Origin of the sequence: Teichococcus oryzae, from assembly GCF_008386565.1 — a bacterium.
GTDB lineage: Bacteria > Pseudomonadota > Alphaproteobacteria > Acetobacterales > Acetobacteraceae > Pseudoroseomonas > Pseudoroseomonas oryzae.
Genome location: NZ_VUKA01000004.1, coordinates 199,109 through 217,677 on the forward strand (window position 1 = coordinate 199,109; position 18,569 = coordinate 217,677).

The following is an 18,569-nucleotide window of genomic DNA, read 5'->3' on the forward strand; positions in this document are numbered from 1 at the left end:
GGCTCAGTGCTTCCCTTCGGCGATCTCGCGCACATCGGTCAGGCGGCCGGTGACGGCCGCGGCGGCGGCCATGGCGGGGGAGCAGAGATGCGTCCGCCCGCCCGGTCCCTGGCGCCCCTCGAAGTTGCGGTTGGAGGTGGAGGCGCAGCGCTGCCCCGGCGTCAGCTTGTCCGGGTTCATGCCGAGGCACATGGAGCACCCCGCCTCGCGCCACTCGAAGCCGGCTTCCTTGAAGACGGCGTCCAGCCCTTCCTGCTCGGCCTGCAGCTTCACCAGGCCGGAGCCGGGCACCACCATGGCGCGTACCCCCTCGGCCACGCGGCGGCCGCGCGCGATGGCGGCGGCGGCGCGCATGTCCTCGATGCGGGAATTGGTGCAGGAGCCGATGAAGACGACATCCACCTTGAGGTCGGTCAGCTTCTGGCCCGGCGTCAGGCCCATGTAGTCCACCATGCGGCGGAGCTGGGCGCGGCGCGCCTCGTCGGCGCCTTCCTCGGGGTTCGGCACCGTGCCGGTGATCGGCAGCACGTCCTCCGGGCTGGTGCCCCAGGACACCATGGGCACGATCTCGGCGGCGTCGAGGAACACCTCCTTGTCGAACACCGCGCCCTCATCGGTGGGCAGGGTCTTCCACCATTCCACGGCGCGGTCGAAATACTCGCCCTTGGGGGCGTGCGGGCGGCCCTTGACGTAGTCGAAGGTGGTCTGGTCCGGCGCGATCATGCCGGCGCGCGCGCCCGCCTCGATCGACATGTTGCAGACCGAGAAGCGCCCGGCCATGTCCAGCGCCCGGATGGTCGAGCCGGCATATTCGATGACATGGCCATTGCCGCCCGCCGTGCCGATCTTGCCGATGATGGCCAGCACGATGTCCTTGGCGGTGCAGCCGGCGGGCAGCGCGCCCTCCACCGTCACGCGCATGTTCTTGGCGCGCTTCTGCAACAGCGTCTGGGTGGCCAGCACATGCTCCACCTCGGAGGTGCCGATGCCGAAGGCCAGCGCGCCGAGGGCGCCATGGGTCGAGGTGTGGCTGTCGCCGCAGACAATGGTCATGCCCGGCAGGGAGAGGCCCTGCTCCGGCCCGATGACATGGACGATGCCCTGGCGGGCGTCGGTCAGCGGGATGTAGGGAACGTTGAATTCCTTCACGTTCCGCTCCAGCGTCTCGACCTGCACGCGGCTTTCGGGGTCGTCGATGCCGGTGTAGCGGGAGGCGTCGGTGGCGATGTTGTGGTCCACCACCGCGACCGTGCCTTCCAGGCGGCGCACCGGGCGCTTCGCCATGCGCAGCCCCTCGAAGGCCTGCGGGCTGGTCACTTCATGCACGAGGTGGCGGTCGATGTAGAGCAGCGCCGTGCCATCCGGGAGCGTCTCGACCAGATGGGCATCGAAAATCTTGTCGTACAGCGTGCGCGGCTTGGTGCCCGACATCGGCGTATCCCCATGGCAGATGGTTCATTACTCATCCGCGTGGCGATCGAGCGCTCGAAGCGAGCTTCCCAGCGCCACCCGGAGGTCGCGATGGCGTCGCGAGGGGAGGCATCCCCCGGAACCCCGTCCGGCCTGTGGCCGGGGGGAGGCATCCCCCGGAAGCACATCCGGTTTCAGGCGTCGCGGGGGCCGCTGCGGCCCCCGAAACCAGTCGCCCCGGGCCGCGAAAAGCCCGGAGCCATGCTTGCGGGGGCGCAGGGGCCCCCATTCCGTCCGCGGGCCGGTTCAGGCCTTGGCGGCGCGCGGCGCGACCTTCTCGGCGATGCGCGCGGACTTACCCGTGCGGCCACGCAGGTAATACAGCTTGGCGCGGCGCACCTTGCCCCGGCGCAGCACGGCGATCTCCGCCACGTTCGGGGAATAAAGCGGGAAAACGCGCTCCACACCCTCGCCATAGGACAGCTTGCGCACGGTGAAGTTGCTGTGCAGGCCCTTGTTGGAGCGCGCGATCACGACGCCCTCATAGGCCTGGGTGCGGGTGCGCTCGCCCTCGACCACCTTCACCATCACGCGGACGGTGTCGCCGGCGGCGAATTCCGGCACCTCACGGGCGCTGGCCAGGCGGGAAAGCTGCTCGGCGTCGAACTGCTGCAGCAGGTTCATGGGTTTGGTCCTCTCGATCAATCGTTTAGGCGGCGCGGGCCGCCCGTTCAATCCGTTCTTCCGGCATGGCGGCTCAGCTTGCCCGCCGGGACATATGCCTGGCCCAGAGATCCGGCCGCCGCTCGCGCGTCGCCGCCTCCGCCTGTTCCCGCCGCCAGCGCGCCACCGCGGCGTGGTGGCCGGACAGCAGCACCTCCGGCACCGCCCTGCCCCGCCATTCGGCCGGGCGGGTGTAGTGCGGGTATTCCAGCAGCGGCGCATCGGCCTCGGCGAAGCTTTCCTCCGCCGCGCTTTCCGCCCCGCCCATGACGCCCGGCAGCAGCCGCACGCAGGCATCGAGCAGCAGCAGCGCCGCCGGCTCCCCGCCCGAAAGCACGAAGTCGCCGGCCGAAACCTCGCGCATGCCGCGCGCCTCGATCACCCGCTGGTCCAGCCCCTCATACCGCCCGCAGACCAGGACGACGCCCGGGCCGGCGGCCAGTTCCCGCACCAGCGCCTGGTCCATCAGGCGCCCGCGCGGGGTGAGGTAGAGCAGCGGCCGCGCCACGTTGTCGGCCAGGGCGGCGTCGCAGGCGGCATCCACCACATCCGGCCGCAGCACCATGCCGGCGCCGCCGCCGCAGGGGGTGTCGTCCACCGTGCGGTGCTTGTCGGCCGCGAAGTCGCGGATCTGCAGCGTGTCCAGCCGCCACGTCTCCTCACGCAGCGCCCGCCCGGCCAGGGAATGGCCGAGCGTGCCCGGAAACATGTCCGGGAACAGCGTCAGGGCGGTGGCATGCCAGCTCACGCGCCACCTCCGCGCACGCCGCGCGGGCCGGTGCGCTTCGGATCGTCCTGGCGGCGCGGCAGGGGGCGGACCGGCTCGGCCAGCACCGCCGGCTCCTGCCCGCCTTCCGCTTCCGGCGGCACCACGACATCCTCCGGCGGCTGCGCCACCAGATGGCCCGCGGCGATGTCCACCACCGGCACCACGGCGCGGGTGAAGGGCAGCAGGGTTTCGCGCCCCGCCTCGTCCACCACCGTCAGGAAGGCGCCGGCGCCGTAGTCATCGACGCTGCGCACCACGCCCAGCGCCCCGCCCTGCGCGTCCCGCACCGCCAGCCCGACCAGGTCGGCGAGGTAGAACTCATCCTCCTCCGGCTCGGGCAGGGTGCCGCGGGGCACGTAAAGGCGGGTGCCGGTCAGCTTCGCCGCGGCATCGCGGTCGGTGACGCCGTCGATGCGGGCCAGCCCGCCAGGCAGCCATTGCAGCACGAGCCTGCGGCTGCCGCTTTCATCCGAAAGCGGGCCATAGGCGGCCAAAGCCGCCGGATCGGCGGTGAAGGACTGGACGCGGACCAGGCCGCGCACGCCGTGCGGCCGTCCGATCTCCCCCACCAGGATGCGATCCTTGCCCATGTCGCGTGGCCGCTACCTTGCGCGTCCGGTTCAGCCGGCCGCGGCGGCGGCGCGTTCCTGCGCCTTCTTCTTCGGCGCGGACTGCTTCGGCTGCTCGCGGAACACCGGCATCGGCGCCAGCTCGGCCTTGCCGAGGAACTTCGCCACGCGGTCGGTCGCCACGGCGCCGTTGCTCAGCCAGTGCTTGATGCGCTCGTCGAACAGGCGCACGCGCTCGGCATGGTCGGAGGGCAGCATCGGGTTGTAGCTGCCGACCTTCTCGATGAAGCGGCCATCGCGCGGGGAGCGGCTGTCGGCCACCACGATGTGGTAGTAGGGGCGCTTCTTGGCACCGGCGCGCGCGAGGCGGATCTTCAGGCCCATATCAGGTTCCTATCAGTGTTTTGGTCGTGGTGTCAGAAGGGGCGCTTGCCGCCCCCCATGCCAGGCAGGAGCGCGCCGAGGCCGCCGCGCATCATTCCCTTCTGGCCGAGCTTGCTCATCCGCTTCATCATCGCGGACATGTCGTCGAACTGCTTCAGCAGCTTGTTGACCTCCTGAACGGAGGTCCCCGAGCCCGCGGCGATGCGCTTCTTGCGGCTCGCCTTCAGGATCGCGGGGTTGCGGCGCTCCTTCAGCGTCATGGAGCCGATGATGGCGGCCTGCCGCTTGAGGATGGAGCCGTCGAGCTTCGACTCGTCGATCTGCCCCTTCAGCTTGCCGAGGCCCGGCAGCATGTTCAGGATGCCCGAAAGCGAGCCCATCTTGTTGATCTGCTTGAGCTGCGAAGCATAATCCTCCAGGTCGAACTGACCCTTCTGCATCTTCGCGGCGAGCTTCTCGGCCTCCGCCTTGTCGATCGTCTCGGCGGCCTTCTCGACGAGCGAGACGATGTCGCCCATGCCGAGGATGCGGCCGGCGATGCGGTCGGGGTGGAAATCCTCCAGCGCCTCCAGCTTCTCGCCGGCGCCGAGCAGCTTGATCGGCGCGCCGGTGACGGCCCGCATGGACAGCGCGGCGCCGCCGCGCGCATCGCCGTCGATGCGCGTCATGACGATGCCGGTGATGCCGACGCGCTCGTTGAAAGCGCGCGCCGTCTGCACCGCGTCCTGGCCGGTCATGGCATCGACCACCAGCAGGCTTTCATGCGGGCGGGTGGCGGCCTTGACCTGCGCCACCTCCTCCATCAGCGCCTCGTCAATCGAGAGGCGGCCGGCGGTGTCGAGGATGACGACGTCATACAGCTCGCCGCGCGCCACCTGCATGGCGCGCTGCGCGATCTCCAGCGGCGACTGGCCCTGGATGATCGGCAGGGAGGTGACGCCCGCCTGCTTCGCCAGCGTCTCGAGCTGGAGCTGCGCGGCCGGGCGATGCACGTCCAGGCTGGCCAGCAGCACCTTCTTCTTCTCGCGCGTGCGCAGCCGCAGCGCGATCTTGCCGGAGGTGGTGGTCTTGCCCGAGCCCTGCAGGCCGACCATCAGGATCGGCACCGGCGAGGCCGCGTTCAGGCTGATTCCGGGGACGTGCTCCACGCCCTCCCCGCCGCCCAGCGCCTCGACCAGGCAGTCATTGACGATCTTGATGACCTGCTGCGCCGGGGACACGGAGCGCAGCACTTCCTGCCCCACGGCGCGCTCGCGCACCTTGGCGACGATGTCCTTGACCACCGGCAGGGCGACATCGGCTTCCAGCAGCGCGATGCGGACCTCGCGCGAGGCTTCGGCCACGTCGGCCTCGGTCAGCGCGCCACGGCGGCGCAGCCGGTCGAAAACCCCGTTCAGCTTGCCCGAAAGCGCCTCGAACATCCGCCCTCACTGCCGCGCCCTGACGAGCGCCCAAAACAAAACGCGCCGCTGCGCGAGCCTTCGCGGAGCGACGGAGCCGGGCCTCTCCGGGAGGCGCCGACCAAAAAGGTCCCGGGTCCGACCCAGGCCGGTGGGGTTTAGGTCATCAGGGCCAGGAGGGTCAAGCGTTCCCTGCCGCGATGGCGCGGCCAAGCGGAAGGGCCGGCCTCAGGCCAGTGGCGCGGTCCGGAACAGGGACACGCGCAGCCCGCCATGCGGCACCGGCGCGGTGGCCGGCAGGAATGGCAGCCCGGTCGCGGCCGCGAGGCCCGGCTCGCTGGTGATGATGCCGACGCGCCAGCCGCCGAAGCGGCCCATCAGCACCTGCCCCAGCGCGCGGTACAGCGGCGCCAGCGCCTTCCGTTCCCCGATGCGGGCGCCATAGGGCGGGTTGGCGATCACCAGCCCCGGCGGCCCGGCGGGGGGAAGGAGGTCGCTGATGGTGTTCTGCCGGAACTCGGTGCAATCGGAAACCCCGGCGCGCGCGGCGTTCGCGCGGCTCATGGCCACCGCCCCGGCATCGCGGTCGCTGCCGTAGAAGCGCGCCGCCGGGACGCGCTGGCTCTTCACCGCGCGCATCTGCTGCCACGCCGCCGCGTCGAAGCTGGCCAGCTTCTCGAAGGCGAAGGAGCGAGCGCGGCCGGGATTGAGCCGGGCGGCGATCTCCGCCGCCTCGATCACGAAGGTGCCGGAGCCGCACATCGGGTCCAGCACCGGCTCGGCGCCCTCGTAGCCGCATTGGCGCAGGAACAGGGACGCCATGGTTTCCCGCATCGGCGCGCGGTTCACGGCCTCCTTGTAGCCGCGCTTGTGCAGCAGCTCGCCCGAGGTATCGACGCTGATCGTGCAAAGATCGTGCTCGATGCGCGCCCGCACCGTGACGGCCTCCCCAGGGGCCGCGCCTTCCGCCGGCGGCGCGCCCAGCGTCTCGGCGATGGCGGCGGCGATCCGCTCGGCCGCGGCGCCGCTGTGATAGATGCGGGACTTGGCGCAGGATGCCTCGACGCGGAACGGCACGTCCGGGCGCAGGACGCTGGCCCAGGGCACGCGGCGGGCGCGGCCTTCGAGCTGCGCCAGGTGGAGAACGTGGAACGCGTCGACCCGCGCCAGCACCCGCCCGGCGCCACGGACCCACAGATTGGCGCGCCAGACCTCCGGCCAGCCGCCCGTGATCACCACGCCGCCGGGAACCTCCTTCGGCCGCCGGAAGCCCTTGGACTTCACCTCGGCCCAGAGCACCGGCTCCAGCCCCGGCAGGGTGGCCAGGAAGATCTCGAAATCGGTGTTGCTGGTCATCTCGAACTGCGATGCGGGAGGCAGGAGGGCGGCGGCACCTTGGCCTGTCCGCGCGGGCGGGGAGACAGAACAACAAAGCCGCCCCTTCTCTACCATCCTGCGGCGCGGACGGCCATTGCCGGCGCGGAGGGCGGGTGGATGCCCGCCCCTCCCCCTTGCCCGCCGCCCCGGCAGGGCGCCTGGCGCGGCGCCGGCCTTATGCCTTGCTGACGCCCCAGAACAGCGGCAGCGGCGCCTTGAGCACACCCGACACGTTGGACCGCCAGGCCTGGTAGGCCATGAACTGGCCCAGCGGAGCGTAGATCACGTCCTCCATCGCTGCCCGGTTGATCGCGGCCAGCGCGGCCTTTTCCTCGTCCGGGCCAGGGGCGGCGTACCAGGCCTCCACGCCTTCCTCGGTTTTCGGGCTGTCGGGCCAGCCGAACCAGGCCTTCTCGCCATTGCCGCGGATCGCCGCGTAGCCGGCGGGGGTGACGCAATCGGCGCCGGAATGCCAGGTGTGGAACACGTTCCAGCCGCCCTGCGCCGGCGGCGCCTTGGAGGCGCGGCGGCCGACCACCGTGCCCCAGTCGGTGGCGACGGCATCCACGTTGAAGCCCATGCGCGCGAACAGGTCGGCGGTGACGTCGCCCATGGCCTTGTGGGGCGGCAGGTCCTGCGAGAACATGCAGAACACGGGCTGGTTGTTGTAGCCGCTCTCGGCCAGCAGGCGCTTCGCCGCGTCGAGGTCGCGCTTTCCCTTCAGGATGTCGCCGCCCGCCTCGGTATAGCCCGGCGTGCCCGGGGTGAAGAAGCCGGGCAGCGGCCGCCAAAGGCTGTCATCGCTGCCGACGATGGCCCGCATGTAATCTTCCTGGCTCAGCGCCATCAGCACCGCGCGCCGCGCCCGCACATCGTTGAAGGGCGGCTGCAGGTGGTTCATGCGAAGCGCCGCGATGTTGCCCAGCGGGTCGGCGATGTCCACCGACACGCCGCGCGCCCGCTTCAGCACCGGGATCAGGTCGGGGATCGGCGTTTCCCACCAGTCGATCTCGCCATTCTGCAGGGCGCCGGCGGCAGTGGCCGGGTCCGGCATGATGGACCATTCGACGCGGTCCACCAGGATGCGCTTGCCGCCGGCCAGCCAGGAGGCGGCTTCCTCGCGCGGGCGGTAGCCGTCGAAGCGCGCGAAAACGGCGCGGGCGCCGGGCACCCATTCCTCCCGCACGAAGCGCATCGGGCCGGAGCCGACATATTCCTTGATCTGCCCGAACGGGTCGGTCTGCGCGATCCGCTCGGGCATGATGAAGGCGCAAGGGGCGTTGGTCTTGCCCAGCGCCAGCAGCATCTTCGGGTATGGCTTGCGCAGCACCCAGCGGAAGGTGCGGTCGTCCACCGCCACCAGCTCCTGCTGGATGGCCCTGATCATCAGCCCCATGGCGTCGCGCGCCGACCAGCGGGCGAGGCTCGCCACCGCGTCGCGCGCCAGCACCGGCGTTCCGTCATGGAAGGTGAGGCCGGGGCGCAGCCGGAAGGTCCAGGTCAGCCCGTCGGCCGAGACCTCCTCCTGCTCCACCATCTGCCGCCGCGGCGTCACCGTCTCGTCCACGCCATAGAGCATGTCCCAGACCAGCACGGCGGCGTTGCGCACCACGTATTGCGTGCCCCAGACCGGATCGAAATTGGCGAGGTCCGCATGCGGCACGAAGCGCAGCGTGCGCGCCGCCGCGCCCTGGGCCAGCGCCGGCCGCGCCAGCGGGCCGTAAGCTCCCCCGCCCCCCAGCAGGGCCGCCGCCGACAGCCCCGATCCCAGCAATGCCCTACGCCGCATGACCGCCCCCCTCATGACGTGGATGCCGTGCAACCTGTCGCCTTCCCTGTGCGCTGCCCCGCTCAGGGCCGGGCTTCACGCGGTTCCGAGGATGCCATGACCATGGCCGCCAGCAAGGCCAAACTGGCGCTTGCAACCGGGGGCGCGGGCCATTACGGTTTCGCGCATGAACACGCGAATGCCTCAGCAGCGCTGGTGGTGGCCCCTCTCCTGAGGCGGCCCGCGTAACCCTACATGGCCGCCACGGAGTTCCGGGCGGCCTTTTTCGTATCCGAACAAGCCGATCGCCGGACCCCGTGGCCCCCGCAGCCCGGAGTGTCCCGATGCAGATCACCTACCGAACCGAAGGCGGCATCGCCGTCCGCCGCGAAACCCTGGAAACCGGGGCGGCCGAGGCGCTGGCAGCCCTCGCCGGCAGGCTGGACCGGCAGCGCGGCGTGCTGCTGTCCTCCTCCTTCGAGTTCCCGGGCCGCTACACCCGCTGGGATCTGGGCTTTTCCGACCCGCCGCTGATGATCCAGGCGCGCGGGCGGGAGATGGCGATCAAGGCGCTGAACGCGCGCGGGGAGGTGCTGCTCGGCGCCGTCGCGCCCGCGCTGCGCGCCCTGCCGGAGCTGGCGGCGCTGTCCGCCACGGCCGGGCGCATCGACCTCACCGTGCGCACGCCGGAAGGCAGCTTCCCGGAGGAGGAGCGGTCCCGCCAGCCTTCCGTGTTCTCCGTGCTGCGCGCCCTGCGCGACCTGTTCGGCAGCCCGGAGGACGCGCATCTCGGCTTCTATGGCGCCTTCGGCTACGACCTGGTGTTCCAGTTCGAGCCGGTGAAGCTCCGCCTGCCCCGCGCCGACGACCAGCGCGACCTGGTGCTGTACCTGGCCGACGAGATCCTCGTCGTCGACCACATGCATGAGCAGGCCTCGCTCTACCGCTACGATTTCGAGGTCGCCGGCCGCTCCACCGAGGGTCTGCCGCGCGAAACCCCCGCCGATGGCTTCCGCACCAGCGAGGGCGCCAGCCCGCCGGAAAGCGATTACGGCCCCGGCGAATACGCCGCCATGGTGGAGCGCGCGCGGCAGGCCTTCGCCCGCGGCGACCTGTTCGAGGTGGTGCTGGGCCAGACCTTCGCCACCGCCTGCAACGACGCGCCGAGCGAGGTGTTCCGCCGCCTGCGGCAGGTGAACCCTTCCCCCTATGGCGCGCTGATGAATCTGGGCGAGGGCGAGTTCCTGGTCGCCGCCTCCCCCGAGATGTTCGTGCGCGTGGAAGGCAAGCGCATCGAGACCTGCCCGATCTCCGGCACCATCAAGCGCGGCCGCGACGCGCTGGAGGACGCGGCCAACATCCGCGCCCTGCTCAACTCCGCCAAGGAGGAGAGCGAGCTGACCATGTGCACCGACGTGGACCGCAACGACAAGGCGCGGGTCTGCGTGCCAGGCACGGTGAAGGTCATCGGGCGGCGGCAGATCGAGATGTATTCCCGCCTGATCCACACGGTGGACCATGTGGAGGGCACGCTGCTGCCGCAGATGGACGCGCTGGACGGCTTCCTGTCCCATGCCTGGGCCGTCACCGTGACCGGCGCGCCCAAGACCTGGGCGATCCGCCATGTGGAGGCGGAGGAGCGTTCCGCCCGCCGCTGGTATGGCGGCGCCATCGGGCGGATCACCTTTGACGGCAACATGAACACCGGCCTGACGCTGCGCACCATCCGCATGAAGGACGGCGTGGCCGAGGTGCGGGCCGGCGCCACCCTGCTGCATGACAGCGAGCCGGCGGCGGAGGAGGCGGAATGCCGCCTGAAGGCCTCCGCAATGTTCGCCGCCATCCGCGGCGAGGTGAAGCCCGCCGCCGAGGCCGTGGCCGAGGCGCCGGTCGCGTCCGGCCTGCGCGTGCTGCTGGTCGATCACGAGGACAGCTTCGTCCACACCCTCGCCAGCTATGTCCGCGCCGCCGGGGCCGAGGTGCGCACGCTGCGGCCCGAGGCGGCCCGCGCCGAGCTGCGCGGCAACGCGCCGGTGGACCTGGTGCTGCTCTCCCCCGGCCCCGGCCGCCCATCGGACTTCGCCATGTCGGAAACGCTGGAGCTGGTGATCCAGCGCAACCTGCCAGCCTTCGGCGTCTGCCTGGGGTTGCAAGGGATGGTGGAGCATTTCGGCGGCGCGCTGGACCAGCTGGCCGAGCCCATGCATGGCAAGCCTTCCGAGATCCGCAACCTGGGCGGGCAGTTGCTGGCAGGCCTGCCGGAGCGCTTCACCGTCGGCCGCTACCATTCCCTGCATGCGCGCAAGGTGGCGCTGCCGGCCGAGCTGGTCGCCACCGCTGAAACCGAGGACGGCGTCATCATGGCGATCGAGCACCGCTCGCTGAAGCTGGGCGCGGTGCAGTTCCACCCTGAATCCCTGATGACCGACCCGGCGCGCATCGGCATGCCGCTGATCCGCCACCTGCTGCGGCATTTCGCCACCAACGAATTCGCCGCCTGAGGCGGGCGCCGCCGCCACGGCCGCCGCTTCCCGGGTGGGGCGGCGGCGCCTACCACACGCTCAGTTGCTTGGACCAAGCCTTTACCCTTGCCTACGGTTGCCGCGTTCATTTCATAGAAATAACGACCATGCGCGCCGGCTCAACCAATCCTTGTTCTTCTCAGTGCTTTCCGAGGATTTGTTGCGGGCGCAGATGTAATTCCAGGTTGTGCGAAATGGCCAAGCTACAACTCCCGCCACTGTGAGTTGATTTAACCGGCACAACATTCATTCTTCGCGACATTCCAATCCCCGCCCCCCAGCCCTTCAAAGGGAGATGCCAGTGGACATTTTGGCCCGCGAACCTGCCTTGGCCGCCTCGCCCCTCCGGGCGGCCCCGCTGGAGGAAACCGCCTTCCTGCACGCGCCGCGCACCAGCGGCCGCTGGCCGCTGCTGATCCTGCGGTGGGGCGGCTTCGAAGCCGAGATCGATGGCCCCTTCTGCGGCTTTCTGCGGCTGGGCAAGCTCGAAAGCTATGCACGCTGGGACGATGAAAGCGGCTGGTACTGGCAGCGCGACCCGGGCGCGCTGGAAATCAGCGCCGGGCGTTACCGCGTGACCTTGTCACGCCAGCCGGAAGCCTGAGCCTTTCGGGAAACAGGACAGACCCGATCAACGGGTCCGGACCGGGCTGCCCCCGCCTGAGCCACCGCCCTGTGACAACCCCGCCCCCAGCAGGGCACCTGCCGCCAGCGGCAGGACCAGACCCAGCGGCGCCGCCAGACCCTGCCCCCCCGCGGGAAGCTGAAGCGGCGCCGGGCCTTCATCCGCGGGAAGCTGCAAGGCGGCCGGCGGCGCCACCAGCCTTGGCTGCGCCTGCCCCCGCGCCGCCACCGCGACACCCGCATCCGCCGGCACGATCAGGCTGCGCAGCTGCGCCTGCGCCAGACCAGGCGTGAGCAGGGCCAGCACCCCCAGCCCCAGCGCCACGCGGCACCGCCGCCGCCTGTTTCGATCATCCGGCATGTACCGACTCCAGGCTGGGCTGCCGGAAGGCCGGCAAGGTCAGGCAGGCGGCTTCCGCCGCCAGAAGATGCGGAAAGGCCAGATGCACGCCGAAATGCCGCGCCATGCGCAGCTGCGGCACCAGGCACAGATCGGCCAGCCCCGGCGTTTCGCCGAAGCAGAACGGCCCGGCATTGTCGACCAGCAGGGATTCGCAGATTTCCAGCCCCTCGCTGATGCCACGGCGGGCGCAGGCCTGCGCTTCCCCTTCCACCAGGCCGCCTTCCCGCGAGCGGGACACCAGGCGAAGGCTTTGCAGCGGATGCACGTCGCTGGCGATGGTCTGGGCGAAGCCCCGGACCCGGGCGCGGGTCAGCGGGTCCGGCGGCAACAGAGGCGGGGTTGGCCAGATTTCCTCCAGCCATTCCAGGATGGCCAGGGATTGGGTCAGCCTGACGCCATCGGCCAGTTCCAGCGCCGGCAGGGCGCCGCTTCCACCAAGCTGCAGCACCGCCCCGCCACCCGGCATGCCGCATGGCATCTTGGACAAGGTCGCGGGAGCATCGAGGCCCTTCAGCGCCAGCGCGATCTGGATCCGCTGGGTCGCCGGCGACTGGGAATATCCATACAGGCGCATAGGCTGGCCTCCGATCGCGATACTGTGATGATGCGGCCCATCTGTCAATCTCGATAGCGAAATGGATGTACTCCTTTCGGGATGGCCTCATCGTCTGAAGCGTGGGCGCAGAATGCGGCATCACTCGGCCGGCCCGGCCATCCCGCCGCCACACTTCGCTTGTCAGACGGGCCTCGGCCCTGTGTTCGGAGGAGGATCATGGACGAGATCGATCGTCGCATCCTGCGGGCACTGGCCCGCAATGCGCGCCTGACCAATGCCGAGCTGGCCGAGCAGGTGGGCCTTTCCCCTTCCCCCTGCTGGACAAGGGTGCGGCGGCTGGAACAGGCGCGGGTCATCGAGGGCTATGTGGCGCTGCTGAACCACGCCGCCCTCGGCGTGCCGGACACCGTCTATATCGAGGTGGTCATGGACAAGCATGACGAAGCCGCGCTGGCCCGCTTCGAGCAGGCGGTGCAGGACATGCCCGAGGTGCTGGAATGCCACCTGATGACCGGCGGCTATGACTACCTGCTCAAGGCCGCGGTGGGCGGCACCGCCGGCTATGAGGCGCTGCTGCGGGAAAAGCTCTACCGGCTGCCCGGGGTGCGCCACACCCGCACCGCCTTCGCGCTGCGCTGCCTGAAGCGCAGCGTGTCCGCCCTGCCCTGAAGCAGGTCCCGGCCGGATGAAGATGCCCGTGAAAGCAAGGTCAGGGTGGCTTTCGCGAGCCGGTGCGAACGGAAGCCGCTCCGGCGCGGCCGTTCAGGCAGCGGGCCCGGCATCCCGCGGCGCGCGCATGGCCAGGTCGGCCAGGGCCGCGCGCACGGCGGCGCGGTCCAGCCCGGCCAGTGGGCGGTGCCGCAGCACGGCCACGGCGGGCCCGCGCGGGGCGGACAATGCCGGGTCGCTTTCGGCGCCGAACAGCGCCACGGTGGGACATCCGGCCGCCGCCACCAGATGCGTCGGGCCGGTGTCGTTGCCGACCGCGAAATCGGCGCGCCGGGCCAGGGCGCCGATCTGCAACAGATCGGTCCGGCCGGTCAGGTCGATCGTGGCGGGGGCCGCGCGGCGGATCGCCTCGGCCAGCGCGCGCTCCCCCGGTCCGCCCAGCACCGCCACGGGCACCGGCAGGGCGGCGGCCAGGGCGGCGAAATGCTCCACCGGCCAGCGCTTGCCGGGCCGGTGCGGGGACGCGCCGGGGATCAGCAGGCCGAAGCGCCCGGGCAGGCCGAGGCCGGACAGATCCCCCTCCAGCCAGCGCATGTCGGGCTGCGGGAAATGGGCGATGCCGGCGCGCCGAAGCTGGTCCTGCTGCCGGTCCAGCGTGTGCATCTGGTCGCGCGCCGGATTGTCATGGGGATGGCTGGCGCCGCGGGCAATGCCGGACCAGTCGGGGCGCGCGCCGGTGAACCAGCGATAGCGCGAGGAGCGGCCGGAGGTTTGCAGGTCATAAACCCGCGTGAAGCGCCCGCGCCGCAGCTTCAGCGCCAGCCGCGCCACGGCACCGAGGTCGCGCCATTCCGGCCGCCCATCCGTCCAGACCCGGTCGAACCAGGGCGAGCGCCGCGCCAGCCCGGCGAAGGGCGGCGTGGTCAGCAGGGTGATCTCCGCCCCCGGATGGTGTTCCCGGATGGCGGCGAAGGGGCCGAAGGCCTGGATGAAGTCGCCCAGCGCCGCCAGCTTGATCACCAGGATGCGTCCAGCCCCGGCATTCATGGTCACGGAAGAAGCTCCCGGTACACCGCCAGCGTGGCGCGCTGCATGGCCTGGGTGGTGTAGTGGGCGCGCACCTCGGCCTGGGCGCGGGCGCCGATGGCGGCGCGCTCCGCCGCCGGCAGGGCCAGGGCCCTGGCGATGGCGCCGGCCAGGGCATCGGCATCGCCCGGGGGCACCAGCCAGCCGGTTTCGCCATGCCGCACGGTTTCGCGTGGCCCGCCCAGATCGGCCGCGATCACCGGCCGCGCCATGGCCTGCGCCTCGATCACGCCGCGCCCGAAGGCCTCGGCATCGGTGGAGCAGTGCAGCGCCAGGTCGGCCAGCAGGAAGGCGGCCGGCAGGTCATCGGTGTGGCCCGGCATGGCGATGTCGGCGCCGAGGCCGAGCGCCGCCGCCCTGGCGCGCAGCTCGGCGGCATAGGCGCCGCGCCCGACATCGCCCAGCAGCAGCGCGAAGGGGCGCGGGGATGGCAGCCGGGCCAGCGCCTCCAGCAGCACGCCCTGCCCCTTCCAGCGGCTGATCCGCGCCGGCAGCAGCAGCACGGGCCGGTCCCGCGGCACGCCCCAGGCCGCGCGCAAGGCGGCGAGGCGCGACGGCTCCACGGCGGCCGGGTCGAACAGCGCGGTATCCACCCCACGCGGGATCAGCCGGATGCGCGCGGGCTCCACGCCGTGCCGCTCCCGCACCAGGTCGGCGATGAAGCGGGAAATGGCGATCACTCGTTCCCCCCGCGCCATCACGGAATTGTAGCGGCGCTTGCCGGGGAAGTTCTCGTTGTAGGTGCCGTGATAGGTGGTGACGAAACGCGCGCCCGCGCGCCGCGCCGCCCACAGCGCCGGCCAGGCGGGAAAGCGGGAGCGGGCATGGACGATCCGCACCCCCTCCGCCGCGATCAGCCCGCGCAGCGCCGCGGCGTTGCGCCACAGCGCCAGGGGCGACTTGCCATCCAGCGCCAAGGTGACATGGCGCGCGCCCAGCGCCTCCAGCCGCGGTACCAGCCGCCCGCCGGCCGAGGCCACCAGCGGGCGGAACCCGGCCTCGGCGATGGCGGCGGCGATTTCCAGCGTGCCACGCTCCACCCCGCCCGCATTGAGCGCGGGCAGGACCTGCAGGATGGCGGGCGAGTCGACGGGCGGCATGGCGCGCCGGAATAAGGCAGATCGTTCCAGGGCGGAAGGCTGCCTGCCCCATGAGCCCGCCTTCGGGATGCCAGGATCGTGAGCGGCCATGCGCATGACGCCTCCCATATCAACCCCCGATATCCCCTGCCCTGGAGTTGACGCCGATGCGCCTCGCCCCCCTGTTCGCCGCGCTGCTGCTGGCACCGCTCGCCGCCCCCGCACAGGCGCAGCAGGCCGCGCCCGACAGCGGCGTGGGGCAGACCTATGGCCCGCGCCTGGAAGGCTTCGCCTATCCCTTCCCCACGGCCGAATTCGCCTTCACCTCCCAGCGTCAACCCCTGGCCATGAGCTACATGGACATCCGGCCGGAGCGCCCGAATGGCCGCAGCATCGTGCTGCTGCACGGCAAGAATTTCTGCGGCGCCACCTGGGAAACGACGATCGAGGCGTTGCGCGACAATGGTTGGCGCGTGGTGGTGCCGGACCAGATCGGCTTCTGCCGCTCCTCCAAGCCGCAGGGCTACCAGTTCACCCTGCACCAGCTGGCCGCCAACACCCACGCGCTGCTGAACGAGCTGGGCATCCGCCGCGCCGTGGTGATGGGCCACTCCATGGGCGGGATGCTCGCCGCGCGCTACGCCCTGATGTATCCGGAGCAGACGGAAGGGCTGGTGATGGTCAACCCGATCGGGCTGGAGGACTGGGAAGCCGCCGGCGTGCCGCACCAGACGGTGGACCAGTGGTTCGCTTCCGAGCAGCGCACCAGCGTGGAAAGCATCCGCGCCTATCAGCGCAGCACCTATTACGCCGGAAGCTGGGAGCCGCGCTACGAGCGCTGGGTGCAGATGCAGGCCGGGATGTATGCCGGGCCAGGACGCGAGCAGGTGCTGTGGAACCAGGCCCAGGCCAGCGACATGGTGTTCACCCAGCCCGTGCTCCACCACTTCCCCGAGATCCGCGTGCCGACGCTGCTGATGATCGGCGACAAGGACAACACGGCGATCGGCAAGGCCGCAGCCCCGCGCGAATTGCAGCCAAAACTCGGCAATTATCCCGAGCTGGCGCCCCGCGCGCACGAGGCGATCCCGAACTCCAAGCTGGTGCGCTTCGCCGATCTCGGCCATTCGCCGCAGATCCAGGCCCCGCAGCGCTTCCACCAGAGCCTGTTGCAGGAGCTCTCCGCCCTGCGCTGATCCGGGCGGTTGACAGGACGCCATGCGGGCCGGACCCTGCACGGGTCCGGAACGGAGTTCGCCGCCCATGCGCCAGTCCCTCGCCAACACGGATGCCCCTGCGGCGCTGGAGGAAGCCAAGGCGCTCTACGCCGCGGCCCATCCCACGAGCCGCCGCGTGCATGAGGCGGCGCTGGGCTCCATGCCGGGCGGCAACACCCGCACCGGAATCTTCTTCGACCCCTTCCCCGTCGCCTGGGCCCGCGGTGACGGCGCCACGCTGTGGGACGAGGACGGGCACCGCCGCACCGACTTCCTGGGCGAAGCGACGGCCGGCATCTATGGCCATCGCCATCCGGTGATCCGCGCCGCCATCGAGGCGCAGCTGGAACGCGGCTGGAATTTCGGCGGCCACACGGCGATGGAGGGCGAACTGGCCGGGCTGCTTTGCGCCCGCTTCCCCAGCCTGGAGCGGGTGCGGCTGTGCAATTCCGGTTCCGAGGCCAACACCTTCGCGGTGCAGACGGCGCGAGTGGTGACGGGGCGGCCGGCGGTGCTGGGCTTCGCCGGCTGCTACCATGGCGGCTTCCTGACCTTCACCGCCCAGGACAACCCGCTCAACGTTCCGTTCGAGACGGTCGTGGCGCCCTTCAACGACATCGAGGCCACGCGTGCCCTGATCGACGCCCATGCCGGGCGGCTGGCCGTGGTGATCGTGGAGCCCATGATCGGCGGCGGCGGCTGCATCCCCGCCGATCGCGACTTCCTGCTGATGCTGCGCGAGCGCACGGCGCATCATGGCATCGTGCTGATCTTCGACGAGGTGATGACCTCCCGCCTGTCGCCGGGCGGTTTGCAGGCGAAGCACGGCATCACGCCGGACATGACGACGCTCGGCAAGTATATCGGCGGCGGCTTCACCGCCGGCGCCTTTGGCGGCCGCGCCGACCTCATGGAAGGCTTCGACCCGCGCCAATCCGTGCCGTTGCAGCATTCCGGCACCTACAACAACAACGTCTTTACCCTGGCGGCCGGCATCGCCGGGCTGGGTCAGGTCTACACGCCGGAAGCGGCGCTGGCGCTGAACGCGCGCGGCGATGCGCTGCGGGAACGGCTGAACGCCTTGTGCCACCGCGCCGGCGCGGCGCTGCAGGTGACGGGCATCGGCTCCATGCTGGCCTTCCACGCGCGGCGCGGCGAGATCCGCTCCCCCGCCGATGCGGCGCAAGGCAATGCGGTGCTGCGCTCGCTGCTGTTCTACGACCTGCTGGAGCGCGGCATCTACACCATGCCGAAGCGCGGCTTCATGGCGCTGTCCCTGCCATTGACGGACAACGACTTCGACGCGCTGGAAGCCGCGCTGCAGGATTTCATCGAGGCGCGGCGCTCCCTGCTCGCCTGAGGCGGCTCCCGGTCAGGCGGAATGGCCTGGCCGGGAAGATCCGGTCAGCGGATCCGCCGCAGCCCGGCGGCGAAGCGGCGCCAATTGGCGACGTAATGCGTCGCGGACGCCTTCAGCTTCTCGGCCGTTTCCGCGTCCAGCGTGCGCGCGACCTTGGCCGGCGCGCCGACGATCAGGGAGAAATCGGGGAATTCCTTGTCCTCGGTGACAAGGGCATTGGCGCCGACGATGCAATGCCGGCCGATGCGGGCGCGGTTCAGCACCGTGGCGCCCATGCCGATCAGCGTGCCGTCGCCCACCGTGCAGCCATGCAGGATGGCATGATGCCCGACCGTGACATTGGCGCCCACCGTCAGCGGCGCGCCAGGATCGGCATGCAGCATCGCGCCTTCCTGGATGTTGGTGCCATTGCCGATGTGCAGCGGCGTGGTGTCGCCGCGCAGCACGGCGCCGAACCAGACCCCCACCTCATCCCCCAGCGTAACATCGCCGATGACATGCGCATCGGGCGCGATCCAGTAGCGCCCTTCATCGGGCAGGGTGGGCGAGATGTCGTCAAGGGCGTAGATGGCCATGGCGGTTCCTCCTGTTTCTGCCGCCAGCGTCCATCAAAGCGCCGCCCCGCACAAGCCGCCGGGGCAGCCAAATGCTTC

The 18,569-nt window shown here is 70.9% G+C and carries 18 protein-coding genes; 5 read left to right on the top strand and 13 right to left on the bottom strand.

All coding sequences use genetic code 11. The annotated features are described in order from the left end of the window. Positions 1–3: 3 nt before the first annotated feature. The 8 genes from leuC to F0Q34_RS11325 form a co-directional block, all read right to left on the bottom strand. Entirely contained in the window at positions 4–1,431 is a 1,428-nt protein-coding gene (gene leuC / locus F0Q34_RS11290; RefSeq protein WP_149812320.1) for a 3-isopropylmalate dehydratase large subunit, read from the bottom strand. A 285-nt stretch (positions 1,432–1,716) separates the two neighbouring features. Beyond that, positions 1,717–2,094: a 50S ribosomal protein L19 gene (rplS, locus tag F0Q34_RS11295; protein ID WP_149812321.1), complete on the bottom strand. Its 378-nt coding sequence runs from the start codon at positions 2,092–2,094 to the stop codon at positions 1,717–1,719. 73 nt (positions 2,095–2,167) lie between these two features. Then, complete coding sequence (gene trmD / locus F0Q34_RS11300) at positions 2,168–2,881, bottom strand: tRNA (guanosine(37)-N1)-methyltransferase TrmD (protein ID WP_149812322.1); 714 nt, start codon at positions 2,879–2,881, stop codon at positions 2,168–2,170. After that, positions 2,878–3,492, bottom strand: a complete 615-nt coding sequence (gene rimM / locus F0Q34_RS11305) for a ribosome maturation factor RimM (protein ID WP_149812323.1) — start codon at positions 3,490–3,492, stop codon at positions 2,878–2,880. The genes trmD and rimM overlap by 4 nt, the downstream gene beginning before the upstream one ends. 30 nt (positions 3,493–3,522) lie before the next feature. Beyond that, positions 3,523–3,855 (bottom strand): 30S ribosomal protein S16, encoded by a 333-nt coding sequence (rpsP, locus tag F0Q34_RS11310; RefSeq protein WP_149812324.1) that lies wholly within the window; start codon positions 3,853–3,855, stop codon positions 3,523–3,525. A gap of 32 nt (positions 3,856–3,887) precedes the next feature. After that, positions 3,888–5,276, bottom strand: a complete 1,389-nt coding sequence (gene ffh, locus F0Q34_RS11315; RefSeq protein ID WP_149812325.1) for a signal recognition particle protein — start codon at positions 5,274–5,276, stop codon at positions 3,888–3,890. Positions 5,277–5,483: 207 nt separating this feature from the next. Continuing rightward, on the bottom strand, positions 5,484–6,611 hold the full coding sequence (locus F0Q34_RS11320; RefSeq protein WP_149812326.1) for a THUMP domain-containing class I SAM-dependent RNA methyltransferase: 1,128 nt from the start codon (positions 6,609–6,611) through the stop codon (positions 5,484–5,486). Positions 6,612–6,807: 196 nt separating this feature from the next. Then, entirely contained in the window at positions 6,808–8,421 is a 1,614-nt protein-coding gene (locus F0Q34_RS11325) for an ABC transporter substrate-binding protein (RefSeq protein ID WP_149812327.1), read from the bottom strand. 323 nt (positions 8,422–8,744) lie between these two features. On the opposite strand from F0Q34_RS11325, the gene F0Q34_RS11330 reads away from it, so the two are divergent. After that, positions 8,745–10,901, top strand: a complete 2,157-nt coding sequence (locus F0Q34_RS11330) for an anthranilate synthase component I (protein ID WP_149812328.1) — start codon at positions 8,745–8,747, stop codon at positions 10,899–10,901. A gap of 322 nt (positions 10,902–11,223) precedes the next feature. After that, entirely contained in the window at positions 11,224–11,526 is a 303-nt protein-coding gene (locus tag F0Q34_RS11335) for a hypothetical protein (RefSeq protein WP_149812329.1), read from the top strand. Between the two features lie 27 nt (positions 11,527–11,553). On the opposite strand, the gene F0Q34_RS11340 is transcribed toward F0Q34_RS11335, so the two are convergent. Then, the gene (locus F0Q34_RS11340; RefSeq protein ID WP_149812330.1) at positions 11,554–11,907 is read right to left on the bottom strand and encodes a hypothetical protein; all 354 of its coding nucleotides are present in this window, start codon (positions 11,905–11,907) and stop codon (positions 11,554–11,556) included. Continuing rightward, the gene (locus F0Q34_RS11345; RefSeq protein WP_149812331.1) at positions 11,897–12,523 is read right to left on the bottom strand and encodes a glutathione S-transferase N-terminal domain-containing protein; all 627 of its coding nucleotides are present in this window, start codon (positions 12,521–12,523) and stop codon (positions 11,897–11,899) included. The genes F0Q34_RS11340 and F0Q34_RS11345 overlap by 11 nt, the downstream gene beginning before the upstream one ends. A 198-nt stretch (positions 12,524–12,721) precedes the next feature. On the opposite strand from F0Q34_RS11345, the gene F0Q34_RS11350 reads away from it, so the two are divergent. Next, positions 12,722–13,174 carry an Lrp/AsnC family transcriptional regulator gene (locus F0Q34_RS11350; RefSeq protein WP_149812332.1) on the top strand — a complete coding sequence of 151 codons (453 nt, stop codon included), beginning with the start codon at positions 12,722–12,724 and terminating at the stop codon, positions 13,172–13,174. A 93-nt stretch (positions 13,175–13,267) separates the two neighbouring features. Here F0Q34_RS11350 and F0Q34_RS11355 read toward each other — a convergent pair whose 3' ends face one another. Both F0Q34_RS11355 and F0Q34_RS11360 read right to left on the bottom strand, forming a co-directional pair. Further along, entirely contained in the window at positions 13,268–14,221 is a 954-nt protein-coding gene (locus tag F0Q34_RS11355; RefSeq protein WP_149812425.1) for a glycosyltransferase family 9 protein, read from the bottom strand. 2 nt (positions 14,222–14,223) lie between these two features. Next, the gene (locus tag F0Q34_RS11360) at positions 14,224–15,360 is read right to left on the bottom strand and encodes a glycosyltransferase family 4 protein (RefSeq protein WP_149812333.1); all 1,137 of its coding nucleotides are present in this window, start codon (positions 15,358–15,360) and stop codon (positions 14,224–14,226) included. Between the two features lie 146 nt (positions 15,361–15,506). On the opposite strand from F0Q34_RS11360, the gene F0Q34_RS11365 reads away from it, so the two are divergent. Continuing rightward, on the top strand, positions 15,507–16,535 hold the full coding sequence (locus F0Q34_RS11365; protein WP_149812334.1) for an alpha/beta fold hydrolase: 1,029 nt from the start codon (positions 15,507–15,509) through the stop codon (positions 16,533–16,535). Positions 16,536–16,602: 67 nt separating this feature from the next. Further along, entirely contained in the window at positions 16,603–17,916 is a 1,314-nt protein-coding gene (locus F0Q34_RS11370; RefSeq protein WP_149812335.1) for an aspartate aminotransferase family protein, read from the top strand. 44 nt (positions 17,917–17,960) lie between these two features. Here the strand turns inward: F0Q34_RS11370 and F0Q34_RS11375 are convergent, their stop codons facing one another. Beyond that, a complete protein-coding gene (locus F0Q34_RS11375; protein ID WP_149812336.1) occupies positions 17,961–18,491 on the bottom strand; it encodes a gamma carbonic anhydrase family protein in 531 nt (176 codons plus the stop codon). Between the last annotated feature and the right edge of the window lie 78 nt (positions 18,492–18,569).

Coding starts and splice junctions, on each gene's coding strand:
- leuC (WP_149812320.1), bottom strand. CDS start 1,431: ATGTCGGGCACCAAGCCGCGCACGCTGTACGACAAGATTTTCGATGCC.
- rplS (WP_149812321.1), bottom strand. CDS start 2,094: ATGAACCTGCTGCAGCAGTTCGACGCCGAGCAGCTTTCCCGCCTGGCC.
- rimM (WP_149812323.1), bottom strand. CDS start 3,492: ATGGGCAAGGATCGCATCCTGGTGGGGGAGATCGGACGGCCGCACGGC.
- rpsP (WP_149812324.1), bottom strand. CDS start 3,855: ATGGGCCTGAAGATCCGCCTCGCGCGCGCCGGTGCCAAGAAGCGCCCC.
- ffh (WP_149812325.1), bottom strand. CDS start 5,276: ATGTTCGAGGCGCTTTCGGGCAAGCTGAACGGGGTTTTCGACCGGCTG.
- F0Q34_RS11320 (WP_149812326.1), bottom strand. CDS start 6,611: ATGACCAGCAACACCGATTTCGAGATCTTCCTGGCCACCCTGCCGGGG.
- F0Q34_RS11325 (WP_149812327.1), bottom strand. CDS start 8,421: ATGCGGCGTAGGGCATTGCTGGGATCGGGGCTGTCGGCGGCGGCCCTG.
- F0Q34_RS11330 (WP_149812328.1), top strand. CDS start 8,745: ATGCAGATCACCTACCGAACCGAAGGCGGCATCGCCGTCCGCCGCGAA.
- F0Q34_RS11340 (WP_149812330.1), bottom strand. CDS start 11,907: ATGCCGGATGATCGAAACAGGCGGCGGCGGTGCCGCGTGGCGCTGGGG.
- F0Q34_RS11345 (WP_149812331.1), bottom strand. CDS start 12,523: ATGCGCCTGTATGGATATTCCCAGTCGCCGGCGACCCAGCGGATCCAG.
- F0Q34_RS11350 (WP_149812332.1), top strand. CDS start 12,722: ATGGACGAGATCGATCGTCGCATCCTGCGGGCACTGGCCCGCAATGCG.
- F0Q34_RS11355 (WP_149812425.1), bottom strand. CDS start 14,221: ATGAATGCCGGGGCTGGACGCATCCTGGTGATCAAGCTGGCGGCGCTG.
- F0Q34_RS11360 (WP_149812333.1), bottom strand. CDS start 15,360: ATGCCGCCCGTCGACTCGCCCGCCATCCTGCAGGTCCTGCCCGCGCTC.
- F0Q34_RS11365 (WP_149812334.1), top strand. CDS start 15,507: ATGCGCCTCGCCCCCCTGTTCGCCGCGCTGCTGCTGGCACCGCTCGCC.
- F0Q34_RS11370 (WP_149812335.1), top strand. CDS start 16,603: ATGCGCCAGTCCCTCGCCAACACGGATGCCCCTGCGGCGCTGGAGGAA.
- F0Q34_RS11375 (WP_149812336.1), bottom strand. CDS start 18,491: ATGGCCATCTACGCCCTTGACGACATCTCGCCCACCCTGCCCGATGAA.